An 18,906-nucleotide genomic window follows, 5' to 3' on the forward strand; every position below is an offset into this window, starting at 1 on the left:
AGAGCAGAAGCACTGCTTCTGCTGCGCGCTTTGACTGAGCTTGAAATTGCATAGCGCGTTTCAAGCTCCTTCAAAGCGTGATTTGGCTCAAATGCAAAGTCCAGTGGATTTTACATGCCAAATCAGCCGAGCGGCTACTAATAGCCGCGAGGAATAGCGCGCTGTAAAACGCGCGAGCGATTTCCCGAGAATGTTGTTAGACACGCCGTCTAGAGCTACAAAAAGCGGATAATCTTGATATACTAGCTCTTTTGGTATTGTTGTTGATATATGCCATTAGCAATAGTCGAATTTAGATTTATAGATTACTTTAGAAGTTTTATGAATCGCCTGGTAAAGGAGTCCTATGTTTACGCATCACGCAAGTGTCGATACTAAGCTTAGCCGCGCAGTAGAGCGACTTTTGGATTCTGCTACAGAAGATGGTGTTTTGTCGATTGTTCAAGCAGGGGAGCCTGTTTTAAGGCAGCGCACGGTTGCTTACGATGGTCAGCTTACGCGCGCAACGCTTAACAAGCTTATTTCGCTTATGCACAGCACTATGCTTGACGCTCCAGGAGTAGGTTTGGCCGCTCCGCAAATCGGTCTTGGCTTAGCGATTGCGGTTGTAGAAGATCACGTTAGGGATGACGAAGACGACCCTAGAGATATTGCGGAATTGCCATTTAGGGCGATTATTAACCCGCATTATGAGCCAATTGGCACGCAAACGCGCAGCTTCTATGAGGGGTGCTTAAGTGTTGCTGGGTATCAAGCTGTTCGTCAGCGTTGGTTAGACATTCAAGCCACTTGGCAAGACGAGGATGGAAAGCAACATTCGCAGCGCTTGCACGGTTGGCCAGCGCGAATCTTCCAACACGAGACGGATCATTTGCGCGGTGAGCTTTACATTGATCGCGCAGAAATGCGCTCGCTTTCTAGCGACGAAAACCTTGAGGATTATTGGGCAGATGAGGCGGTTCCTGTAAACGCTGCTAGAACACTAGGCTTTGCGATTTAAAATAAAAGACGAATGCAAATTAAAATCCCCCACAAGTTTTCTTGCGGGGGATTTTATTAATCACAAATATCAGATGTGGAAGTAAAGCTCGTACTCAAGTGGCGTTGGAGCCAAACGAGCCATGTCCATCTCTTCGTGCTTTAGATTAAGCCAAGTCTCAATCAAGTCGCTAGTAAACACATCTCCTTGCATAAGGAAGTCGTGATCTTCTTCCAAAGCCTGCAAAGCTTCACCAAGCGAAGAAGGGACCTGCTTAATGCCGTCGTGCTCTTCTGGAGGAAGCTCGTACAAATCCTTATCAACAGGAGCAGGAGGCTCAATGTGGTTCATAATGCCGTCTAAGCCAGCCATAAGCTGAGCAGAGAACGCCAAGAATGGGTTGCACGAAGGATCTGGCGCGCGGAATTCAATACGCTTAGCAGAAGGAGCCTCGCCAGCAAGAGGAATACGAATAGCTGCAGAACGGTTACGAGCAGAGTAAACCAAGTTGACTGGAGCTTCGTAGCCTGGAACCAAGCGGTGATAAGAGTTAAGCGAAGGATTTGTAAAAGCGAGCACAGAAGACGCGTGCTTAATAAGACCGCCAATGTACCAACGCGCAATATCGGAAAGCTGAGCATAACCAGTTTCCGCATAGAACAATGGCTTGCCATCTTTCCAAAGCGATTGATGGCAATGCATGCCTGTGCCGTTATCTCCAGCAATTGGCTTTGGCATAAACGTTGCAGCTTTGCCAGCCAAAGCAGCAGTCTCGTGAACAACGTACTTGTACTTCATCAAGTCGTCGCCAGCGTGGACAAGCGTATTGTAACGGTAGTTAATCTCCTGCTGGCCTGCGCCGCCAACCTCGTGGTGAGAGCGCTCAAGAATCAAGCCAACCTTTTGAAGATTGTAAACCATGTCGTCGCGCAAGTCTTGGTTGTGATCAACAGGTGGCACAGGGAAGTATCCGTGCTTTACGCGATTCTTAAAACCAATGTTGTTGCTGCCATCGTCTTCAGTGTCGATGCCAGAATTCCATGGAGCCTCGTTAGAATCCACCTCGTAGAAGGAACGCTGCATGTCGTTTGCAAAACGAACCTTGTCGAAAATAAAGAACTCTGCTTCTGGAGCAAAGCTTGCGGTATCGGCAATGCCAGTGGCCTTTAAGTAGGCTTCGGCTTTAATTGCAACTTGGCGAGGATCCCTAGAATAAGGCTCGTCTGTTACAGGATCCACAATCGAAAAAGCAACGTTCAAAGTCTTGTGCTTGCGGAATGGGTCAATGTATGCGGTGTCTACGTCTGGAATAAGCTTCATGTCGGACTCGTTAATAGCTTGGAATCCTTGCATAGAAGAGCCGTCGAAAGCCATTCCATCCGTAAATGCGCTGTTTAAGAATTCGCTTGCTGGCACAGTAAAATGCTGCTGAACACCAATCAAATCAGTAAATCGAACAGATACGTACTCAATGCCTTCTTGCTTAATCAAAGCCTCGGCATCTTCTTTAGTTTGCAAAGTGGTCATGCCACGATCCTTTCATAAAAATCTCAGTAAATAGTTTAGATTGTTGTATATGATTTTGTATTTCAGCGACTCGACTATCTGGTTACGATTGTGTTACACGCTTTGTAAAGTACAATGGAATTTATGACAAATAAAGAAAACCACGAAAGCCGTATGGATAGCAACGGCACAAGCGCAAAAATCGACTTAGCTTCGATTTTTCCAGCTAAGGGAGATAATCGAAGGCCTCCTGATTGGCTAAGTCGCGCGCTTATGTATGCGGTAATCGCCGCGTTTGTTGCGATTTTTGTTTGGTTTGCGTGGGGAAGTATAGCTTTTATAGTTTTCGACGTTGTAATCTCCATTTTTATAGCGTTGGCAATAGAGCCACTTGTTGTGCGCCTTATAAAACACGGTTGGAGTAGGGCTTTTGCGTCTTTGGCAAGCTTGGTTGGGCTGCTTGCGGTTATTATTTTGCTGCTTGTTCTTTTTGGCAATCTTTTTGTGCAACAAGCTGTTTCCATGGTTCTTGGTTTACCTGATTTATACAACCAATTTGCGCATTTTGTGTTAAATTCCACTGGATTTAAGATGCCAAATATCGAGCAGCTTGGAATGGAGATTTTGCGCAACATTCAAACATCGTGGGTTGTGGATTTTGGCGGTTTTGCACTTAACACCACCTGGGGTTTGATGGCCGCTTTGCTTGATTTGCTTACCATTTTGATGGTTACTTATTATATTTCGGCTGCAGGTCCTGCAATGCGTAGAAGCGTGTGCCGCTTGCTGAATCCTAAGTCTCAAAGGCGATTTTTGTTTATATGGTCGGTTGTTCAAGAGCAAATATCGAGCTTCTTATTCTCGCGCACAATTTTGGCTGCGATTAATGCAACGGGTACTGCGATTTTCCTAATATTTATGAAAGTTCCGTATTGGCTTCCGCTTGCGCTGTTTTGTGGAATAGTTTCGCAATTTGTGCCTACGATTGGTACGTATTTGGGTGGAGCTTTGCCAATCGTGTTTGCTTGGAGTTCCAACGGTTTTGCGTCAGCTTTGGCTGTTCTTGTTTTTGTGACCATCTATCAGCAGATTGAAAACATGGTGATTTCTCCTAAGATTTCCGAAAAAACAATGGACTTAAATCCTGCTGTAGCATTTTTGTCGGTGTTGGTAATGGGTGCTGTTTTTGGGGCGCTTGGAGCATTTTTGGCGCTTCCTGTTACTGCCAGCTTGCAAGCTATTCTTAAGGTTTGCACAAAGCAGTACAAGCTTGTTGATTCTCCATTAATGAACGATCCAAAGCCTAATCGCAAGTCGATTATGGTTACGAGTGTTGAAGCGATTGGCAATAGTTTTGTAAAGCCTGTTAAAGACAAGGTTCTTCGAGTTATGAAAGGCTCGTCTTCTAGAGTTTCGATTAATGAAGACATTATGTATTGGTATAAGCAAGCTTATGTTTCTTCTAGTGATTCTAGCCTTTCTTCTAGTGATTCTAATGAAAGTCAAAATTCTCAAGAAGATTCTGGATATATTGCTACTATGGCGATTTCGCGCGATGTTCTAGATGCAGTTAATCGCGATATTGCTAAGAAACGCGCGGAAAATGCGGATTTGGATAGTGGGCAAGCGGATCGCGAATCGCAAGCAGCCGACGGGTTGCATGCGAATGCTAAAGATGAGTCGCAAGATAAGTCGAAAGCAAATAAATCTGCTACAATTCCAAGCGAAAGTAAAAACAAAAAATCGAACACAAACACAAATCCACGAAGCGGGTGGAATAAATGATTCTTTTGTCTATTTTCGACGTTTTAGTAATCATAATCGGCGTGAGCAGCGTTATTTACCAAGGCGTTTGCGCAGTGGCGTCGCTTATTGCAAAGCCAGTGGTTTTCCCTCCAGCGCCAATGGACAAGCATTACGCGGTTTTAATATCTGCGCGAAACGAGGAAGCTGTAATCGGGAATCTTATAGAGTGCATACAGCATCAAACTTATAACCAACAGCTAATAGATATTTGGCTAGTTGCCGACAATTGCACAGACAGCACGGCGCAAGTTGGGCGAAAGTACGGTTGCAATGTTATAGAGCGATTCGATAAGCAGCATATTGGCAAAGGTTACGCGCTTAGCTACCTTTTGGACCACATAATGGAGCTTGGAAAAGACAAAGATTACGACGCGTACTTTGTTTTTGACGCAGACAATAAGCTGGATTTGCACTATTTTGAAGAGATGAACAAGGGATTCCACGCTGGGTATCAGATTTTAACAAGCTACAGAAATTCTGTTAACCTATCGGATAATTGGGTGTCTTCTGGGTCTGCATTGTGGTTTATACGCGAATCGCGATTTACTAACAATTCGCGCATGCTTTTTGGATCTAGCTGCCACGCAGGTGGAACGGGATTCATGTTTTCGCGCGAAATCATGCACAGAAATCGTGGGTGGAAGTTCCATCTGCTTACCGAAGATCTTGAGTTTACAATGGACTCGATTTTGCATGGCGACAAAGTGGGCTATTGCGGATCGGCGGTTCTTTACGACGAGCAGCCTGTATCGTTTAGGCAAAGCTGGAGGCAAAGGCTGCGTTGGAGTAAGGGCTTCTTGCAAGTATTTCGCTATTACGGAGCGGCTCTTATACGCCACGGAATCCGCGAGCGCGATTTTTCGTCGGTTGATTTTACGCTTATGCTTTGCCCGTTTATGGTGCTTGCGATTATTCGCCTTATACTCGGATTTATCTTTGCAGCATTTGGATTTGTTACGTGGGCAAGTCAGATTGATTCAACGCTTAGCTTTATAACCACTACTGTTACAAGCGTTTTGGGTATGATGGTGTTTGTTTCGCTTACTATTCTTGTAGAACACGATAAGCTTGGAGCTACTAACAAAGAGCTTTTTGCGTACGTGCTTAGCTTCCCGATTTTTATGCTTTCGTATGTGCCGATTGCGTTCCAAGCTGTGTTCTCTAAGAGCGAGTGGAAGCCGATTCATCACACGGGTCGGTAAATCGGAGCGAGCGGTTTTCCTTGCTTGCTGTTGTAGGAGGGCTGGGTGTTTCTACGCTCGCGCGTTACAGCGCGCTCACGCCTTCGCCGCGCAGAAGCAGTGCTTCTGCTCTAAGCGGCTCAGCGAATCGAGGTGACTTCTCGCGCATTATGCAGCTCGAAGTCGTCGATTCGCCGCAAAAAATCTCGAATCTCTACCGCACTTAGCGTAGTTTACACAATCTCGTAGTGTGTTTATACGCAATATATGAGATAATGGAATCCTTGATATAAACGTGCGATTGCGCAATTAATGTGGCGCAATACGTGCGTTTATCTGTATGTTGCGAGGTTTATATGGTGGATTCTGTTCCAGTTTTTGGCGCAAACACTTACGACGCTACTAACGAAGATGTTCCAGCTGTTTCTATTCGCGGATTTGTTAAGACTTTTGGCAAAAAAGTTGCTGTAGATAATCTTTCGCTAGATATTCCAGCAGGATCCTTCTATGGATTAGTAGGCCCTAATGGTGCTGGCAAAACTACTACGATTAAAATGCTTACGGGCTTGCTTATGCCAGATGCTGGCTCGGCTTCGATTTTTGGCAACGATGTTTGGAGTGACGTAAATAGCGCTAAGCGCGCAATCGGTTTAATGCCTCAAGCAGACGAGATTTTTAAGACAATTACTGGCCTTCAGCTTTTAACATATGCTGGCATGCTTCGCGATATGAGTCGCGCGGAATCTGTAAAGCGCGCGAACGACTTGCTTTCTGCTTTCGACTTAACAGAAGCTGCAAACACTATGGTTTCGGACTATTCAACTGGTATGACTAAGAAGATTTGCCTTGCAACAGCTATGATTCACAGCCCTCGCGTGCTTGTGTTGGACGAGCCTTTTGAGGCAGTGGATCCTGTTTCTAGCGCAAATTTGAAGGATATTCTCGCCGAGTATGTTTCTACTGGCGGAACGGTGATTATTTCTTCGCACGTTATGGAATTGGTTGAAAAAATGTGCTCGCACGTGGCAATCATTAACGAAGGTCATGTTGCGGCTGCTGGCTCTCTTGAAGAAGTTGCTCAAGGCAAGAATCTTGAAGATCGCTTTATGGAGCTTGTTGGCGGACGTCACGCTGCTGCACGCATCGACTGGCTTAATGGCGGTAAATCTGATAACGATCCTGCATCTTCCACCAATTTCAACGCTTAAAAAGGAGAACCGTAATGTCTATGATTTTTACCATGGTTCGCCTTCGCTGGGCGCTTACTTTTTCTGTTATGCGAAAGTCAATTTGGCAAAAAATTGGCTTTGCTATAGCAATTGTTTTTGGACTTGCGCTTATATGCGCTCTTGGTTTTGCGGGCTGGGAAACTGGCAAGTACATTAATCCAGGAATGCTTGCAGATACTAAAAATTGGCAGGAATTCCAATTGGCTCCAATAATGGTTGCGTCGATTGTGTCAATTTTTACGCTGTTTATAAACGTGTTTATGTTTGGCAGCGACACAACACTAAAATCGCGTAGTTTTGCGCTTTACGGCATTCCTTACGTAAAGCAGCAAGCTGGCATGCTTCTTGGCTCTCTTTTTGGAGCGCTTTCAGTAAGCTGCACAATCGCGCTTGCTTTGTGGTCTTTAGCGTACCGAAACTTTGGAATTGTGCCAGTTTTAGTAAGCGTAATCGCGGCTCCGCTTTATGTTGCAACAATCGTGTCTTTAAGCAAAATGCTTATTGAGCTTTTGGATACTATTTTAATAAACAAGCATTCAAGAAACATTTTTTACTTTGCTATTTTCGTAGCGTACATGATTTTTGTTGCCACTGTGAATATTGGTAACAAAAATCCAAGCGGAATTGTGCTTGGCTCAAGTTTCTGCGCTGTTTCCGCTTTTACGCCGTTAAGTGCGGCTATGGCTTTGCCTCTTGACGCCATTAATGGCAATTGGCTTGCGCTTGTTATTCGCTTCCTTATTTGCGTTGTAACGATTGCTGCTTGCTTTGCAATCTCTGTATTTTGTGCAAAATTAGAGCCGAAGTTGCTTCGTGGTGAGCAAAAAACAGTTGTTAAAACTAAGGGAATCGGCTTGTTTGCAGCAGTTCCAGACAACACAGTTGGTGCGATTATTGCGCGAATTATTAGCGTTATGAGAAGAGATATGCGTCAACTATTTTTGCTTATTGCGCCGCTTTTTATGCTGGTAGTTGCAGGAGGAACTAGTTTTAACGCTAAAGGATTTGGTTCTATAGCACAGGACATAGGCGTTTCTGGATGGATGATATATGCTGCGACGCTTATGGGAATGGTTGTTGGAAACAATATTGCATACGATGGAACAGCTTTTACTATGCATGCGATTATTGGAGTAAAAGGTTTGCACGATCGTTTAGCGCACGCAATAGTTTGGTCCGTGATTTGCGCTGTGTACTTTGCAATTCTTGGAATAGGGGTTTACGCTTTCCTTTTCTTTGTAGCAAATGTCCAGCAAAATATGAATGCAGTTATGTTCCAAACTCTTTCTCCAATCGGAGTAGCTTTTGCTACCATAGGCATTGGCTTAATTTCTTCGTGCATTGCAATGTACCCTGTATCGTCAATTGAAAAGCCATTCTCTAGGCCGCAAGGTTCTGCTGGCGGGCGAAGTTTTGCAGCTATCGGCTTTATGCTTCTTTCTGTAGTTTGCATGATTCCTTCGGTTGCGGCTGTGATTGCGTTTATTATTCTTGCGCCGCAACTGCTGTGGATTGCATGCATTCTGTTCGTAGTGAACGGCGCAATTGTGTTGGCTGTTGGCGTAATTATTGGCGGCAAAGTAATGGATAAGCGCATGATTCGTATTGTAGAAAACTTGCGCAGATTTGCCTCGATTACTGCTTGAGTATTAATGCGCACGTAAGATCTGCGATTTATGTGTGCAAGCGTATAGCTTATGTAGACTTTATGTAGTTCTTATATAATTCTTATGTAGTTCTTATATAGTTCTTATATAGTCTACATGGCTTGTATAGTTATACAGAGTTGCAATTAATCGGTAAAACAGGCGGCGTGCGCATGCAAGACGGTGAAAACGTTAAGAATCCAGATAATATAATCGAGATTCCAGAAGATGCTTTTACGTCTAAAGAATCAAGAGAAAAAGCTGGATTTACGTCTAGCTTAGGCGCGCAAAAGCCGCCAAAGTCACGTAATCGCGCTGTTGTGTGCTTAATCGCAGCTGCAAGCGTTCTATCACTAATGTGCGGATACATTCTGTTCGATAGCAAAGATCTTTTGCAAAATCGCGATTTTATTCAGTCGCGAATGGCAATTAAAAACAATAAATCTTTGCAAGAGTTAAGCAGTCCAAAACCTAAGAAAATAGCGCATTACGCGTCTTTAATAAAGCAATTAGATAAAAACAAGCCAGTTGACAAAGCTGCTGCGGAAAAGGTTTTGCAAACATTCCTTGATTACCCAGATCTTGGGCCAAATGCGGCGGCTGTTATAGCGGATGCAAACGGGAAGATTATTGCTGCAAAAAACGAAGATCTTGCTTTGCAACCAGCGTCTACAATGAAAACGCTTACAGCTCTAGCGGCCTCGCATACTTTAGACATGGCTTCAACGCTAGATACACTGGTTTATGCAAGCTGCGACGAAGGTGGGAGTGTTGCGCGAATTGTTTTGCGCGGCGGCGGAGACATGCTGCTTGGGGCTGGGCAAAACGACCCGAATCACGTAAACGGTAGAGCAGGTTTAGAAACTCTTGCAAATAAAACGGCTGCCGCTCTTAAAAAGCGGGGCGTTAAGATTGTTCAGTTTGCTGTTGACGATTCGCTGTTTGGTGCAAAAAGATACCCTGAGCTTATTAACGAGAACGACGAAGAAGGCAGATTCTACGCTCCAACTTCGTCTGTTGCAGTGGATGAGGGGCGTAATCGCGATTTTGCGGCGTGGGTTTCGTACGGAAACGACGCGGACGATACCGACGATTATCCGCTTTTAGACAGGCATCCTGCGGTTAGTACGGGTTTGATTTTTGCAAATTTGCTGCAAAAGTCTGGCATTGACGTTCGCGAATGGAAGGGCGATTCTGCAAAAATCACTAAGGCAGCTAAGGTGTCTGGCGCAGACTCCATGCATGTTAGCTACAAAAAACCGCTTATTTCCGCCGATTTTAGCCAGATTGCGCGCGTTTGTTCTGCGCCGCTAAGCGAGATAATGGCGTATATGCTAAGGCATTCCGACAATTCCCTTGCAGAAGAGTTTGGGCGTTTAACTGCGCTCGCAATGCGCAAGTCAAATTCTCCAAAGGGTGCAACTTTGGCTGTGCAAGATGTTTTGCGCAATTTAGGTATTGATATAAACGGATTGCACATGTCGGATTGCTCGGGACTTTCGCCTAAATCAGCTGTTCGCGCGGTTACTTTGATTCAGGTTCAAGCGCAAAATCTTAAGGCGGGGCTTGGTGCTGCTGCGGCAGAAGGCTTGGCTTTGCCAGGCGTTTGGTGTACTTCTGCTAGAAAGCGTCTTGTTGATAAGTCGGCAGCTGGATTGATGCGTGTTAAAACTGGATTTTTGGGTGATGTTTCGTCTATGGTTGGCAACGTTTCTAGAAAGTCGGGAGGAGCGCTAACCTTTGCGGTTGTTGTTAATCCTCCTGGAGACGTTAACTACACTTATGTTGGCGTTAATAAGATGATGGCGGAGCTGACTAATCTTTAGTTGATCGCGTCTTTGCTTGTTGTTGCGCGAGGTTTGAGTATTTCTCTCCTCGCAAGTGACGCGCACTTTTACGGATAGTTTATGAACGTTAATATTCTAAGGTTTTAGGTTTTAGGATGGCGCTATTTATTGCTCGTAGAGAAATACATCAAACCTTCTGAATATCTAGAACAATTGCGTATCTTTCATCGCCGAGATTTTCGATTTTTCTTCTTCATTCGATGAATCACCATTTCATGCTGAGGTTCATCTCATTCAGTGCGAAAAATCTCGAATCTCTACTTCACTTGGCGGAAAAACTTCCGCATTTTGTACCATTTTTGACCTAAATCACGTACAAAAAGCGGAAATATCGCGCGCGCGACGACCTGCCTTCAAGCGCGTTCAAAGCGTGCGTAAATCGTTATGGTATGTGATTTTCTGCTTGCTTCATATCCTCCTGGAAGCGCAATCGGCTTTTGACCATGCCAGTTTGTTATTAACTCGTCGATTAATCCTATATGATTTGACGAAAATCGTATTCCAGCAGCACTTAGCGCGCGAGCTACGATTCGCCGCCTAATCGAGATGTGGCTATTTGCTAAAGTCGCAAGTTTGATTTTGACTTTGCAATCCTCTTTTACAATCGCCTCTTTTTCTACAAGATTTACTTGAGAGTTTATGTAGTCCAAGTCATCTTGAGCAAATTTTGCTCCTTTTGCAAGCAGCAAAGTCATATCTGAGTCAAAAAATCGCGAAATATACGGCATAAGGGTATGCCTGATTCTAGATCGCAATGGGTAGGCTTTTGGCAGATCAACGTTGCTTGGCGTTAAATCGCCGTTTGTTGGATCGTCCCACCATTCAACGCCCAAATCCTTGCAAATTTGCGTGGTTTCAAGCCGCGTAAGATTAATCAGCGGCCGCGCAAATAGCACATTCTCTCTAACTGTAACGTCTTTCATTCCAGCCACGGCCTCCAAGCCAGCAGAATCACGCAATCCCATTAAAACCGTTTCTGCTTGGTCGTTTGCTGTGTGTGCTAAAAGAACCGCCGACGCGCGCAAATCTTTTGCAACTTCAATAATCGCATTGTATCTAGCGTCCCTAGCTGCGCTTTCTTCTCCCTTTTCGTCATCTTTAACTTGTACGGATTTAACAAATACAAGCGACTCGTCTACTCCAAGTTTTGCAACAGTTTTAGCAGCATTAAGCGCCACTTTGCTGGAGTCTTTTTGAAGATTATGATTTACGATTATTGCAGCGCATCGAATCCCTCTGCTAGCGCACACTTTTGATGCAAGCGCCGTTAGTGCAAGTGAATCGCGACCGCCAGAGCATGCGATTAATACGATTGGAGCGTTTGGATGCGTTTCGTGTTCGCCGTGTTGCAAGAATTGAGGGTCTTGCACGCCTAACCCTATATTATTAAAGCAACGTTTTACTTGGCCGATTCCTTTGCGCCAACAAGATGAGTACACCATGCTTATAGTCTAAATCCTAATGCGTAAGTTGTAACATGTCCGTCATTCTCTTATGCAATTATAGTTAGCATGCAAGTTGCAGATATAAGAGATGATATTGATTACGAATTAATCAGCCACGAAGAGCTTATGAAGCGCATTCGCGAGGTTGCTGCTCAAGTTAGCAAAGACTACGAAAACCGCGATATTTTGCTTGTTGCAGTGCTTAAAGGAGCTGTGAACACGCTTGCTGTTTTCTCGCAGGAGCTTAGTCTTAACGCGCCGATGGACTTTATGAGTCTTTCTAGCTACGGCAGTGGTACTAAGACCAGCGGCCAGATTACGGTTCGCGAGGACTTAACTACAGATGTTCGCGGTCGAGATGTGCTGATTGTAGAAGATATTGTTGATTCTGGCAAGACTTTGGACTGGCTTGTTAGGGAGCTTAAGGGCAGGGGAGCTGCAAGTGTAAAGGTGTTTGCGCTTTTAACAAAGCCAGCTCGCCGAGAAGTGGAAGTAGATATTGCGTACACTGGTTTTGAGATTCCAGACGCGTTTGTAGTCGGTTTTGGCATGGACTACGACGAAAAGTACAGAAATCTTAATTCTATTGCGGTTCTTAAGCCTTCTGTATATGAGTCTTGATTGGTTCTTTATTAGCGGTCTTGATTAGATGGTTGCAATTGAGTAATCTTGATTGATTACATGCTATTTATTTAGCGATTAATTAAAGCGATTAATTACAGCGATTACAGCGATTACGCTTTGGTTGCTTGCGATTAGTGATTACGTGTTTAGACGAGTGTTGTTAGTTAGAATCCTGAAAGGAGTCTGATTGTATGGGCGCTTCTCCAATGTCGCCTCGCGGACCTATGGGTGGACCTATGAAAAGTCCTATGGGAGGAAACGGCAACAATCCGTTCTTGCCTCCTAATTTTGGAAACAATTCAAATAAGAATAAGAATAAGAATAAGAACAATAACGGCAATAAGAATAATGGCAATAAGAATAACGCCAATCCAAAGGATGGCAATAATTCCGATTCCAATCGTAAATTCTTTAAGTCGCCTTGGACTTGGATTGTTATTTTAGTTTTGCTTTCTGTAGCTGCATTCCAATTGTTTGTGCATAATGGTTCGCAAACAATCGACACTCAAGACGGATTAGAGTTGCTCGATAATCGTAGTGCAAATTACGTTGAGGTTATAGACAATAAGCAGCTTGTTAAGCTTACTCTAAACAATAAGTACGTTAAGTCAGATAAGCGAGATAAGCAAAAGCACGATTACGGAAAAGACGTTCAGTTCTACTACACGATTGCTCAAAGCAAGACAGTTGTGCAAAAGATTCAAAAGGCTAAGCCAGCAAACGGTTGGACTGTTAGCATACAAACTTCTAGCTTTTTCTCGTACTTGATTACGTCTATGCTGCCGATTTTGATTCTGCTTGGACTTGTTTGGTTTATGTTTGGCAGAATGGCAAGCGCAGGCGGCGGAATGCTTGGCATGGGTGGCGGCCGCGGCCGTGGAAAGCTTTTGGAAGGTCAGACTCCTAAAACTAAGTTTGCGGATGTTGCAGGAGAGCAGTCTGCAGTAGAAGAAGTTGAGGAGATTAAGGAATTCCTTAAAGATCCTTCTCGCTACAAGGCTTTGGGTGCGCGCATTCCGCGTGGCGTGCTGCTTTACGGCCCTCCAGGAACTGGTAAAACTCTTCTTGCGCGTGCTATTGCAGGCGAAGCTGGCGTTCCGTTCTACGCAATGGCTGGATCGGACTTTGTTGAGATGTTCGTTGGTCTTGGCGCGTCTCGCGTGCGCGAGCTGTTTGACGAGGCTAAGAAGAACGCTCCAGCAATCATATTTATTGACGAGATTGACGCTGTTGGACGCCGCCGCGGAAGTGGTATGACTGGCGGCCACGATGAGCGCGAGCAAACTCTTAATCAGCTGCTTGTAGAGATGGATGGCTTCGATAACGACACTAATTTGATTATTATTGCCGCTACAAACCGACCAGATGTGCTTGATTCTGCGCTTTTGCGACCAGGCCGATTTGATCGCCAAGTGGCTGTGGAAGCTCCAGATTTGGAAGGCCGCGAGGCGATTCTTAAGGTTCACGCTAAAGGCAAGCCTTTTGTTCCAGACGTAGATCTTCATATGGTTGCTGTTAGAACTCCTGGATTTACGGGCGCGGATTTGGCTAATGTGCTTAATGAAGCGGCTTTGCTTTGCGCTCGCTCTGGCGCTCAGCTTATTGACAATCGCGCTATTGACGAGGCAATTGACCGCGTTCAGGCTGGTCCTAGAAAGAAGTCTAAGGGCATGGCTTTGGATGAGTTGCGTAACACGGCTTATCACGAAGGTGGTCACGCGCTTGTTGCTGCGGCCTTGCATCACACGGATCCTGTTACTAAGGTTACGATTTTGCCTCGCGGCCGCGCTCTTGGATACACGGCTGTTATGCCAACTAGCGACCGCTATTCTCAGTCGCGAAATCAGCTGCTAGATCAAATGGCGTATGCTATGGGCGGCCGTACTGCGGAAGAGGTTGTGTTCCACGATCCAACTACTGGAGCTTCTAACGACATTGAAAAGGCTACAGCAATCGCTCGCAAGATGGTTGTTGAATATGGCTTCTCGTCTAAGCTTGGTGCTGTAAAGTGGATGGATGCAGATCAGGATTCTTCTGGTTCTTTGGATTCTTTGCAATCGCGTAAGTTCTCTAATAAGACTGCGGAAGTGATTGACGAAGAAGTTCATAAGCTTATTGAAACGGCTCATACCGAGGCTTGGCAGATTATTAATAATAATCGCGATATTTTGGATGAGCTTGTTAGCAAGCTTCTTGTTAAGGAGACTCTTAACGAGAAGGAACTTGAGCAAATCTTCTCTAAGATTCGTAAGGCGCCAGAGCGCGATTTGTGGCTTTCTAATGCGGATCGCCCAGATTCGCCGCTCCCGCCTGTGGAGATTCCAGAGAGCTTAAAGAGGAATGTTGCAGGTGCGAGTTTAGAGAAGGGCGATAAGGATTCGGATTCTAATGCTTCTAAGGCTGGTGCTGCAGCGGATTCTGAAGCGCAAAAATCGCAAGCAACCGCAGAAGTGCAAGAATCGCACGAGTCTTCCTATAACTCAAATATCGCAAATACTACAAATGCCCTAAATAGCCCAATGCAAACAACCGCAGTGGTTTCTATGCAAGGCAAAAAGAGCGATTCAACAATGCGCGCAATGCTAAACGTGTTAAGCGGACTTGAGTATAAAGATTCGCATAGCGTAACTCAAGTCGAAGGCGTTTCGGCGCTTTACCAGGCAAGCAATGCAAACGGTGAAGATTTTTGCGCGATTGTAGTGGCGTCTACAACAATGAGCAATCAGGAATTTGCGCAAAGAATCGAGCAAATGCAACGCGATCAAATTGATGGCGATTCTGGAGATTCTGCCGATTCTGCCAGCTCTTTAGATTTGCGCTTAAACGTTGTTGGAACAAGAGAATACGGCTTAGATAGCGCGTCTACAAAGTCAATGGATTCAAGCAATCCTTTGCACTTAAGTGCTGCGCAATTGGAGCCGTGGATGCAAGTTGAGCCAGACGCTGCAATTGATGGCGAGCCAGTCTCTTACAAACTTGCGCTTTTGCAAGATGCTTCGCAAGTTGGCGTTTATTCTGAGCGCTGGATTATTGGGGAGTGCTGATGAAAGCTTACCGTACGCCTTGGTGGTATTTTGCGCTTGGACTATTGTTTGGATTCGTATTCGGCGCGTTTTTGGTCTCGATTACAGAATCTAGCGCAATATCGCTTTCGGGAGCTCCGTGGATTGTTTTGGCTGTTATGATAATCGGCGGAATAGTCACGTTTGTTCTTGCTTGGCAGACGCATCAATACGCTACTTCTAAGCCAAAAGAGCGCAAGCCTTTTAACATGCAAATGGCTGTTTCGGCGTTAATGCTTGCAAAATCGCTTGGAATGGCTGGTGCTATTTTAACGGGCTGGTATGCAGGTCAGATTTTTGTTTGCTGGCCGCACGCCGATATTCCGCTTTATTCCAACGTTATTCGCGAATGTGTTATTGCGGGAATCGTGTGCATTATAGATATGATTATTGGCATTGTTGGCGAATGGATGTGTCAGATTCCTCCAGAAGATGGAGCGGATGCTGCTGGCGATTCTTCGGATCGAGCGCAGCAAGCGGCGGCGGTTTAATGGCGGTTAGCTGCGATTAATGGCAACTAACGGCGCTTAATGGCAATCAAAATTGCAACTAAAATAGCGGTTTAACAATTTTAAGAAAGGTATTACTTTGGCTGAATTTATTTACCAAATGATTAAGGCACGCAAGTCTTACGGAGATCGCGTAATTCTAGACGACGTTACCTTAAGCTTCTTGCCGGGCGCAAAAATTGGCGTTGTTGGCCCTAATGGCATGGGTAAATCAACGTTGCTAAAGATTATGGCTGGATTGGAAAATGTTTCAAACGGCGAAGCTTCGATTACGCCAGGCTACACTGTTGGCATTTTGCAACAGGAGCCGCCGCTGGATGAGACTAAAACCGTTGGCGAAAACATTAAGATGGCTTTTGGTGAGATTGCTCAAAAGGTTGATCGATTCAACAAAATCGGCGAAGAGATGGCAAATCCAGATGCCGACTTTGATGCATTGATGGAAGAAATGGGCAAGCTGCAAACGGAGATTGATGCGGCTAACGGTTGGGATTTGGATTCGCAACTTGAGCAGGCAATGGACGCTTTGCAATGCCCAGACCCAGATTCGCCTGTTTCTGTGTGCTCGGGTGGAGAAAGACGCCGAGTTGCATTGTGCAAGCTTTTGCTTGAAGCTCCAGATTTGCTGTTGCTTGATGAGCCTACAAACCACTTGGATGCGGAGTCAATTCTTTGGCTGGAACAGTTCTTGCACAAGTACGAAGGCGCTGTTATTGCTGTAACTCACGATCGCTACTTTATGGACAACGTTGCAGAGTGGATTTGCGAGGTGGATCGCGGCCAGCTTTACCCATACAAGGGCAATTACACTACTTACTTGGAGACCAAGGCCAAGCGTATGGAGATTCAGGGCGCTAAAGATGCAAAGCTTGCTAAGCGCTTGAAGAATGAGCTTGACTGGGTGCGTAGCTCGCCAAAGGCTCGCCAGGCCAAGAATAAGGCTCGTTTGGAGCGTTACGACCAAATGGAGCAAGAGGCACGCAATTCCAAGAAGCTTGATTTTTCGGAGATTCAAATTCCAGCAGGTCCGCGCTTGGGATCGCAAGTTTTGGAAGCGAAGCATATTCACAAGGCTTTTGGCGATCGCGTGCTAATCGACGATTTGTCGTTTACGCTGCCTCGTAACGGCATTGTTGGTGTGATTGGTCCGAATGGCGTTGGTAAGTCTACGCTTTTCAAGACGATTGTTGGCTTGGAGCCACTTTCTGGCGGCGAGCTTACTGTTGGAGACACTGTAAAGATTTCGTACGTAGATCAGAATCGCGCAGGCTTGGATCCAAATAAGAATTTGTGGGAAGCTGTTTCGGGAGGCCTTGATTTTATTGAGGTTGCAGGCGTTGAGATTCCTACTCGCGCATACGTTGCAAGCTTTGGTTTTAAGGGTTCGGATCAGCAAAAGCTTACGGGCGTGCTTTCTGGCGGCGAGCGTAACCGCTTGAATTTGGCTTTGACTCTTAAGCAGGGCGGCAATTTGCTTCTGCTTGATGAGCCTACAAACGATTTAGATGTTGAAACTCTTGAAAGCTTAGAGAACGCTTTGCTTGACTTCCCAGGATGTGCTGTGGTTGTTTCGCACGATCGCTGGTTCTTAGACCGCGTTGCAACGCATATTCTTGCTTGGGAGGGCACAGACGAGAATCCTGCAAATTGGTACTGGTTTGAAGGCAACTTCCAGGCGTACGAAGAAAACAAGATTGCGCGCCTTGGTGAGGAAGCTGCTCGTCCGCATCGCTTGCACAGAAAGCTTACGCGCTAATCGCAAGTTGTGTGTTGCTGCGACTGGCGAATGGCGGCTTGGTGGCTTGGCGGCTAATCGCAAGCTGTTGGTGGCAAGTCGTTAGTCGCTGGTCGCAAGCTTCTACTAGCAAGTCGTATAAATCGTGTAAATCGCCTAAATTACCTTGTAAAACGCTAAAGCAAATATCTTAAACGGTAGTCGCGCTAAAATCGTGTATTGAGCTAAAAAAGGAGTGCAAATGCCAATACTAGATAAAAATGATTCTGCTAAAGTTAAAGAATACGAGGACTTTGTAAAAAATTCTCCGTACACTAATGCAATGCAAGACATGGCATGGGCAAAGGTTAAAAACAACTGGTCTAGCGAATACGTTTATCTGGAAGAAAACGGCAAGATTACTGCTGCAGTGTCTATTCTTGGCATTAAGGCTGTAGACGATAAAACGCTGTTTTACGCTCCTAGAGGCCCAGTTTGCGACTTTTACGACGTTGAAACCACTAAAAAGCTAATCAACGAAGCAAAGCCACTTTTTGAAAAGTACAACGCATTTTTGCTTAGAATGGACCCTTGCGTTCAAACCGACGAGGCTCTTATAGAAAAGTACAGGGCAGCTGGCTACACGTTTAGAGGCCAGGGATTCCACCCTAAGTCTTACTCCAACCCGCTTCACGAGATTATGCTTAAGGTTGAGGGCAAAACCGAAGAAGAGCTTATGGCTGGTTTTAGCACGCTTACAAGAAGGCATATTCGTGCTGGCATTAAGGCTGGTGTTGTAACTCGCTGGAGTAGGTCGGAAGAAGACTTGCAAACCTTCTACGAGCTTACAAAGATTATGGCCAACAGGCATGGCATTAAATATAGGCCATTTGAATACTTTGAGCGCTTGCTTGCTGCCTTCCCGCAGATTGAGATTTGCACTTGCGAGTACGAGGGTGAGCCAGTTGCAAGCATGCTTTCGTTCCCATACAAAGACACTTTGTGGTACATTTACGGCGCAACTCAGACCATGCATGGAAAGGTTGCTCCAGGCTATACGTGCATTTGGAATTTGATTTTGCGCACTAAGGAGCTTGGCTTAAAGTGGTTCAACATGGGCGGAACTTACTCGCTTAGCATGGACGAAGGCCTTTACTTCTTTAAGAATGGATTCTGCAGAGCGAATGATCCGTTCACTTGGATTGGCGAGTTAGACGTTGTTGTTGACCAAGACGCGTACAAGAAGTTTGTTGGCAGGTGGGATGATTTGCCAGAGGCTAAAGCCGATGAGTCTAAGAGTGAGGCTGCTAAGGCAGAGTAATATTTAGCTATAATAACGCTTTTGCGACTAGTTGCAT

Annotated in this window: 13 protein-coding genes; 11 read left to right on the forward strand and 2 right to left on the reverse strand. The window is 45.3% G+C overall.

Annotation, left to right across the window (positions count from 1 at the left end):
• Nucleotides 1-346: 346 nt before the first annotated feature.
• The gene (locus tag MAF46_RS00415; RefSeq protein ID WP_004130015.1) at nt 347-1,000 is read left to right on the forward strand and encodes a peptide deformylase; all 654 of its coding nucleotides are present in this window, start codon (nt 347-349) and stop codon (nt 998-1,000) included.
• Between the two features lie 69 nt (nt 1,001-1,069).
• Here MAF46_RS00415 and glnA read toward each other — a convergent pair whose 3' ends face one another.
• Nucleotides 1,070-2,506, reverse strand: coding sequence for a type I glutamate--ammonia ligase (gene glnA / locus MAF46_RS00420; protein ID WP_004112221.1), 1,437 nt, complete (start codon nt 2,504-2,506; stop codon nt 1,070-1,072).
• Nucleotides 2,507-2,629: 123 nt separating this feature from the next.
• Here glnA and MAF46_RS00425 point away from each other — a divergent pair, with 123 nt between their 5' ends.
• The 5 genes from MAF46_RS00425 to MAF46_RS00445 all read left to right on the forward strand — a co-directional run bounded on the left by MAF46_RS00425 (nt 2,630) and on the right by MAF46_RS00445 (nt 10,173).
• The gene (locus MAF46_RS00425; protein ID WP_174191389.1) at nt 2,630-4,270 is read left to right on the forward strand and encodes an AI-2E family transporter; all 1,641 of its coding nucleotides are present in this window, start codon (nt 2,630-2,632) and stop codon (nt 4,268-4,270) included.
• Nucleotides 4,267-5,493, forward strand: coding sequence for a glycosyltransferase (locus MAF46_RS00430; protein ID WP_018637507.1), 1,227 nt, complete (start codon nt 4,267-4,269; stop codon nt 5,491-5,493). Before MAF46_RS00425 ends, MAF46_RS00430 begins: the two co-directional genes overlap by 4 nt.
• A gap of 335 nt (nt 5,494-5,828) precedes the next feature.
• On the forward strand, nt 5,829-6,680 hold the full coding sequence (locus MAF46_RS00435) for an ABC transporter ATP-binding protein (RefSeq protein ID WP_018625273.1): 852 nt from the start codon (nt 5,829-5,831) through the stop codon (nt 6,678-6,680).
• A 14-nt stretch (nt 6,681-6,694) separates the two neighbouring features.
• Nucleotides 6,695-8,347, forward strand: coding sequence for a hypothetical protein (locus MAF46_RS00440; protein ID WP_060785624.1), 1,653 nt, complete (start codon nt 6,695-6,697; stop codon nt 8,345-8,347).
• A 173-nt stretch (nt 8,348-8,520) separates the two neighbouring features.
• Nucleotides 8,521-10,173: a D-alanyl-D-alanine carboxypeptidase/D-alanyl-D-alanine-endopeptidase gene (locus tag MAF46_RS00445; RefSeq protein WP_060785625.1), complete on the forward strand. Its 1,653-nt coding sequence runs from the start codon at nt 8,521-8,523 to the stop codon at nt 10,171-10,173.
• Nucleotides 10,174-10,547: 374 nt separating this feature from the next.
• On the opposite strand, the gene tilS is transcribed toward MAF46_RS00445, so the two are convergent.
• Nucleotides 10,548-11,636: a tRNA lysidine(34) synthetase TilS gene (gene tilS / locus MAF46_RS00450; protein WP_060785626.1), complete on the reverse strand. Its 1,089-nt coding sequence runs from the start codon at nt 11,634-11,636 to the stop codon at nt 10,548-10,550.
• A gap of 69 nt (nt 11,637-11,705) precedes the next feature.
• Here tilS and hpt point away from each other — a divergent pair, with 69 nt between their 5' ends.
• The 5 genes from hpt to MAF46_RS00475 all read left to right on the forward strand — a co-directional run bounded on the left by hpt (nt 11,706) and on the right by MAF46_RS00475 (nt 18,869).
• Nucleotides 11,706-12,260, forward strand: coding sequence for a hypoxanthine phosphoribosyltransferase (gene hpt / locus MAF46_RS00455; protein ID WP_016636126.1), 555 nt, complete (start codon nt 11,706-11,708; stop codon nt 12,258-12,260).
• Nucleotides 12,261-12,454: 194 nt separating this feature from the next.
• Entirely contained in the window at nt 12,455-15,307 is a 2,853-nt protein-coding gene (ftsH, locus tag MAF46_RS00460) for an ATP-dependent zinc metalloprotease FtsH (RefSeq protein ID WP_060785627.1), read from the forward strand.
• Nucleotides 15,307-15,816 (forward strand): DUF3180 domain-containing protein, encoded by a 510-nt coding sequence (locus MAF46_RS00465; RefSeq protein WP_004132692.1) that lies wholly within the window; start codon nt 15,307-15,309, stop codon nt 15,814-15,816. Before ftsH ends, MAF46_RS00465 begins: the two co-directional genes overlap by 1 nt.
• Before the next feature lie 97 nt (nt 15,817-15,913).
• Complete coding sequence (gene ettA / locus MAF46_RS00470; RefSeq protein WP_004130043.1) at nt 15,914-17,590, forward strand: energy-dependent translational throttle protein EttA; 1,677 nt, start codon at nt 15,914-15,916, stop codon at nt 17,588-17,590.
• A 220-nt stretch (nt 17,591-17,810) separates the two neighbouring features.
• A complete protein-coding gene (locus MAF46_RS00475; RefSeq protein WP_020757117.1) occupies nt 17,811-18,869 on the forward strand; it encodes a lipid II:glycine glycyltransferase FemX in 1,059 nt (352 codons plus the stop codon).
• The last annotated feature ends 37 nt before the right edge of the window (nt 18,870-18,906 follow it).

This window comes from Gardnerella pickettii (genome assembly GCF_029226345.1).
GTDB classification, from domain to species: domain Bacteria; phylum Actinomycetota; class Actinomycetes; order Actinomycetales; family Bifidobacteriaceae; genus Bifidobacterium; species Bifidobacterium piotii.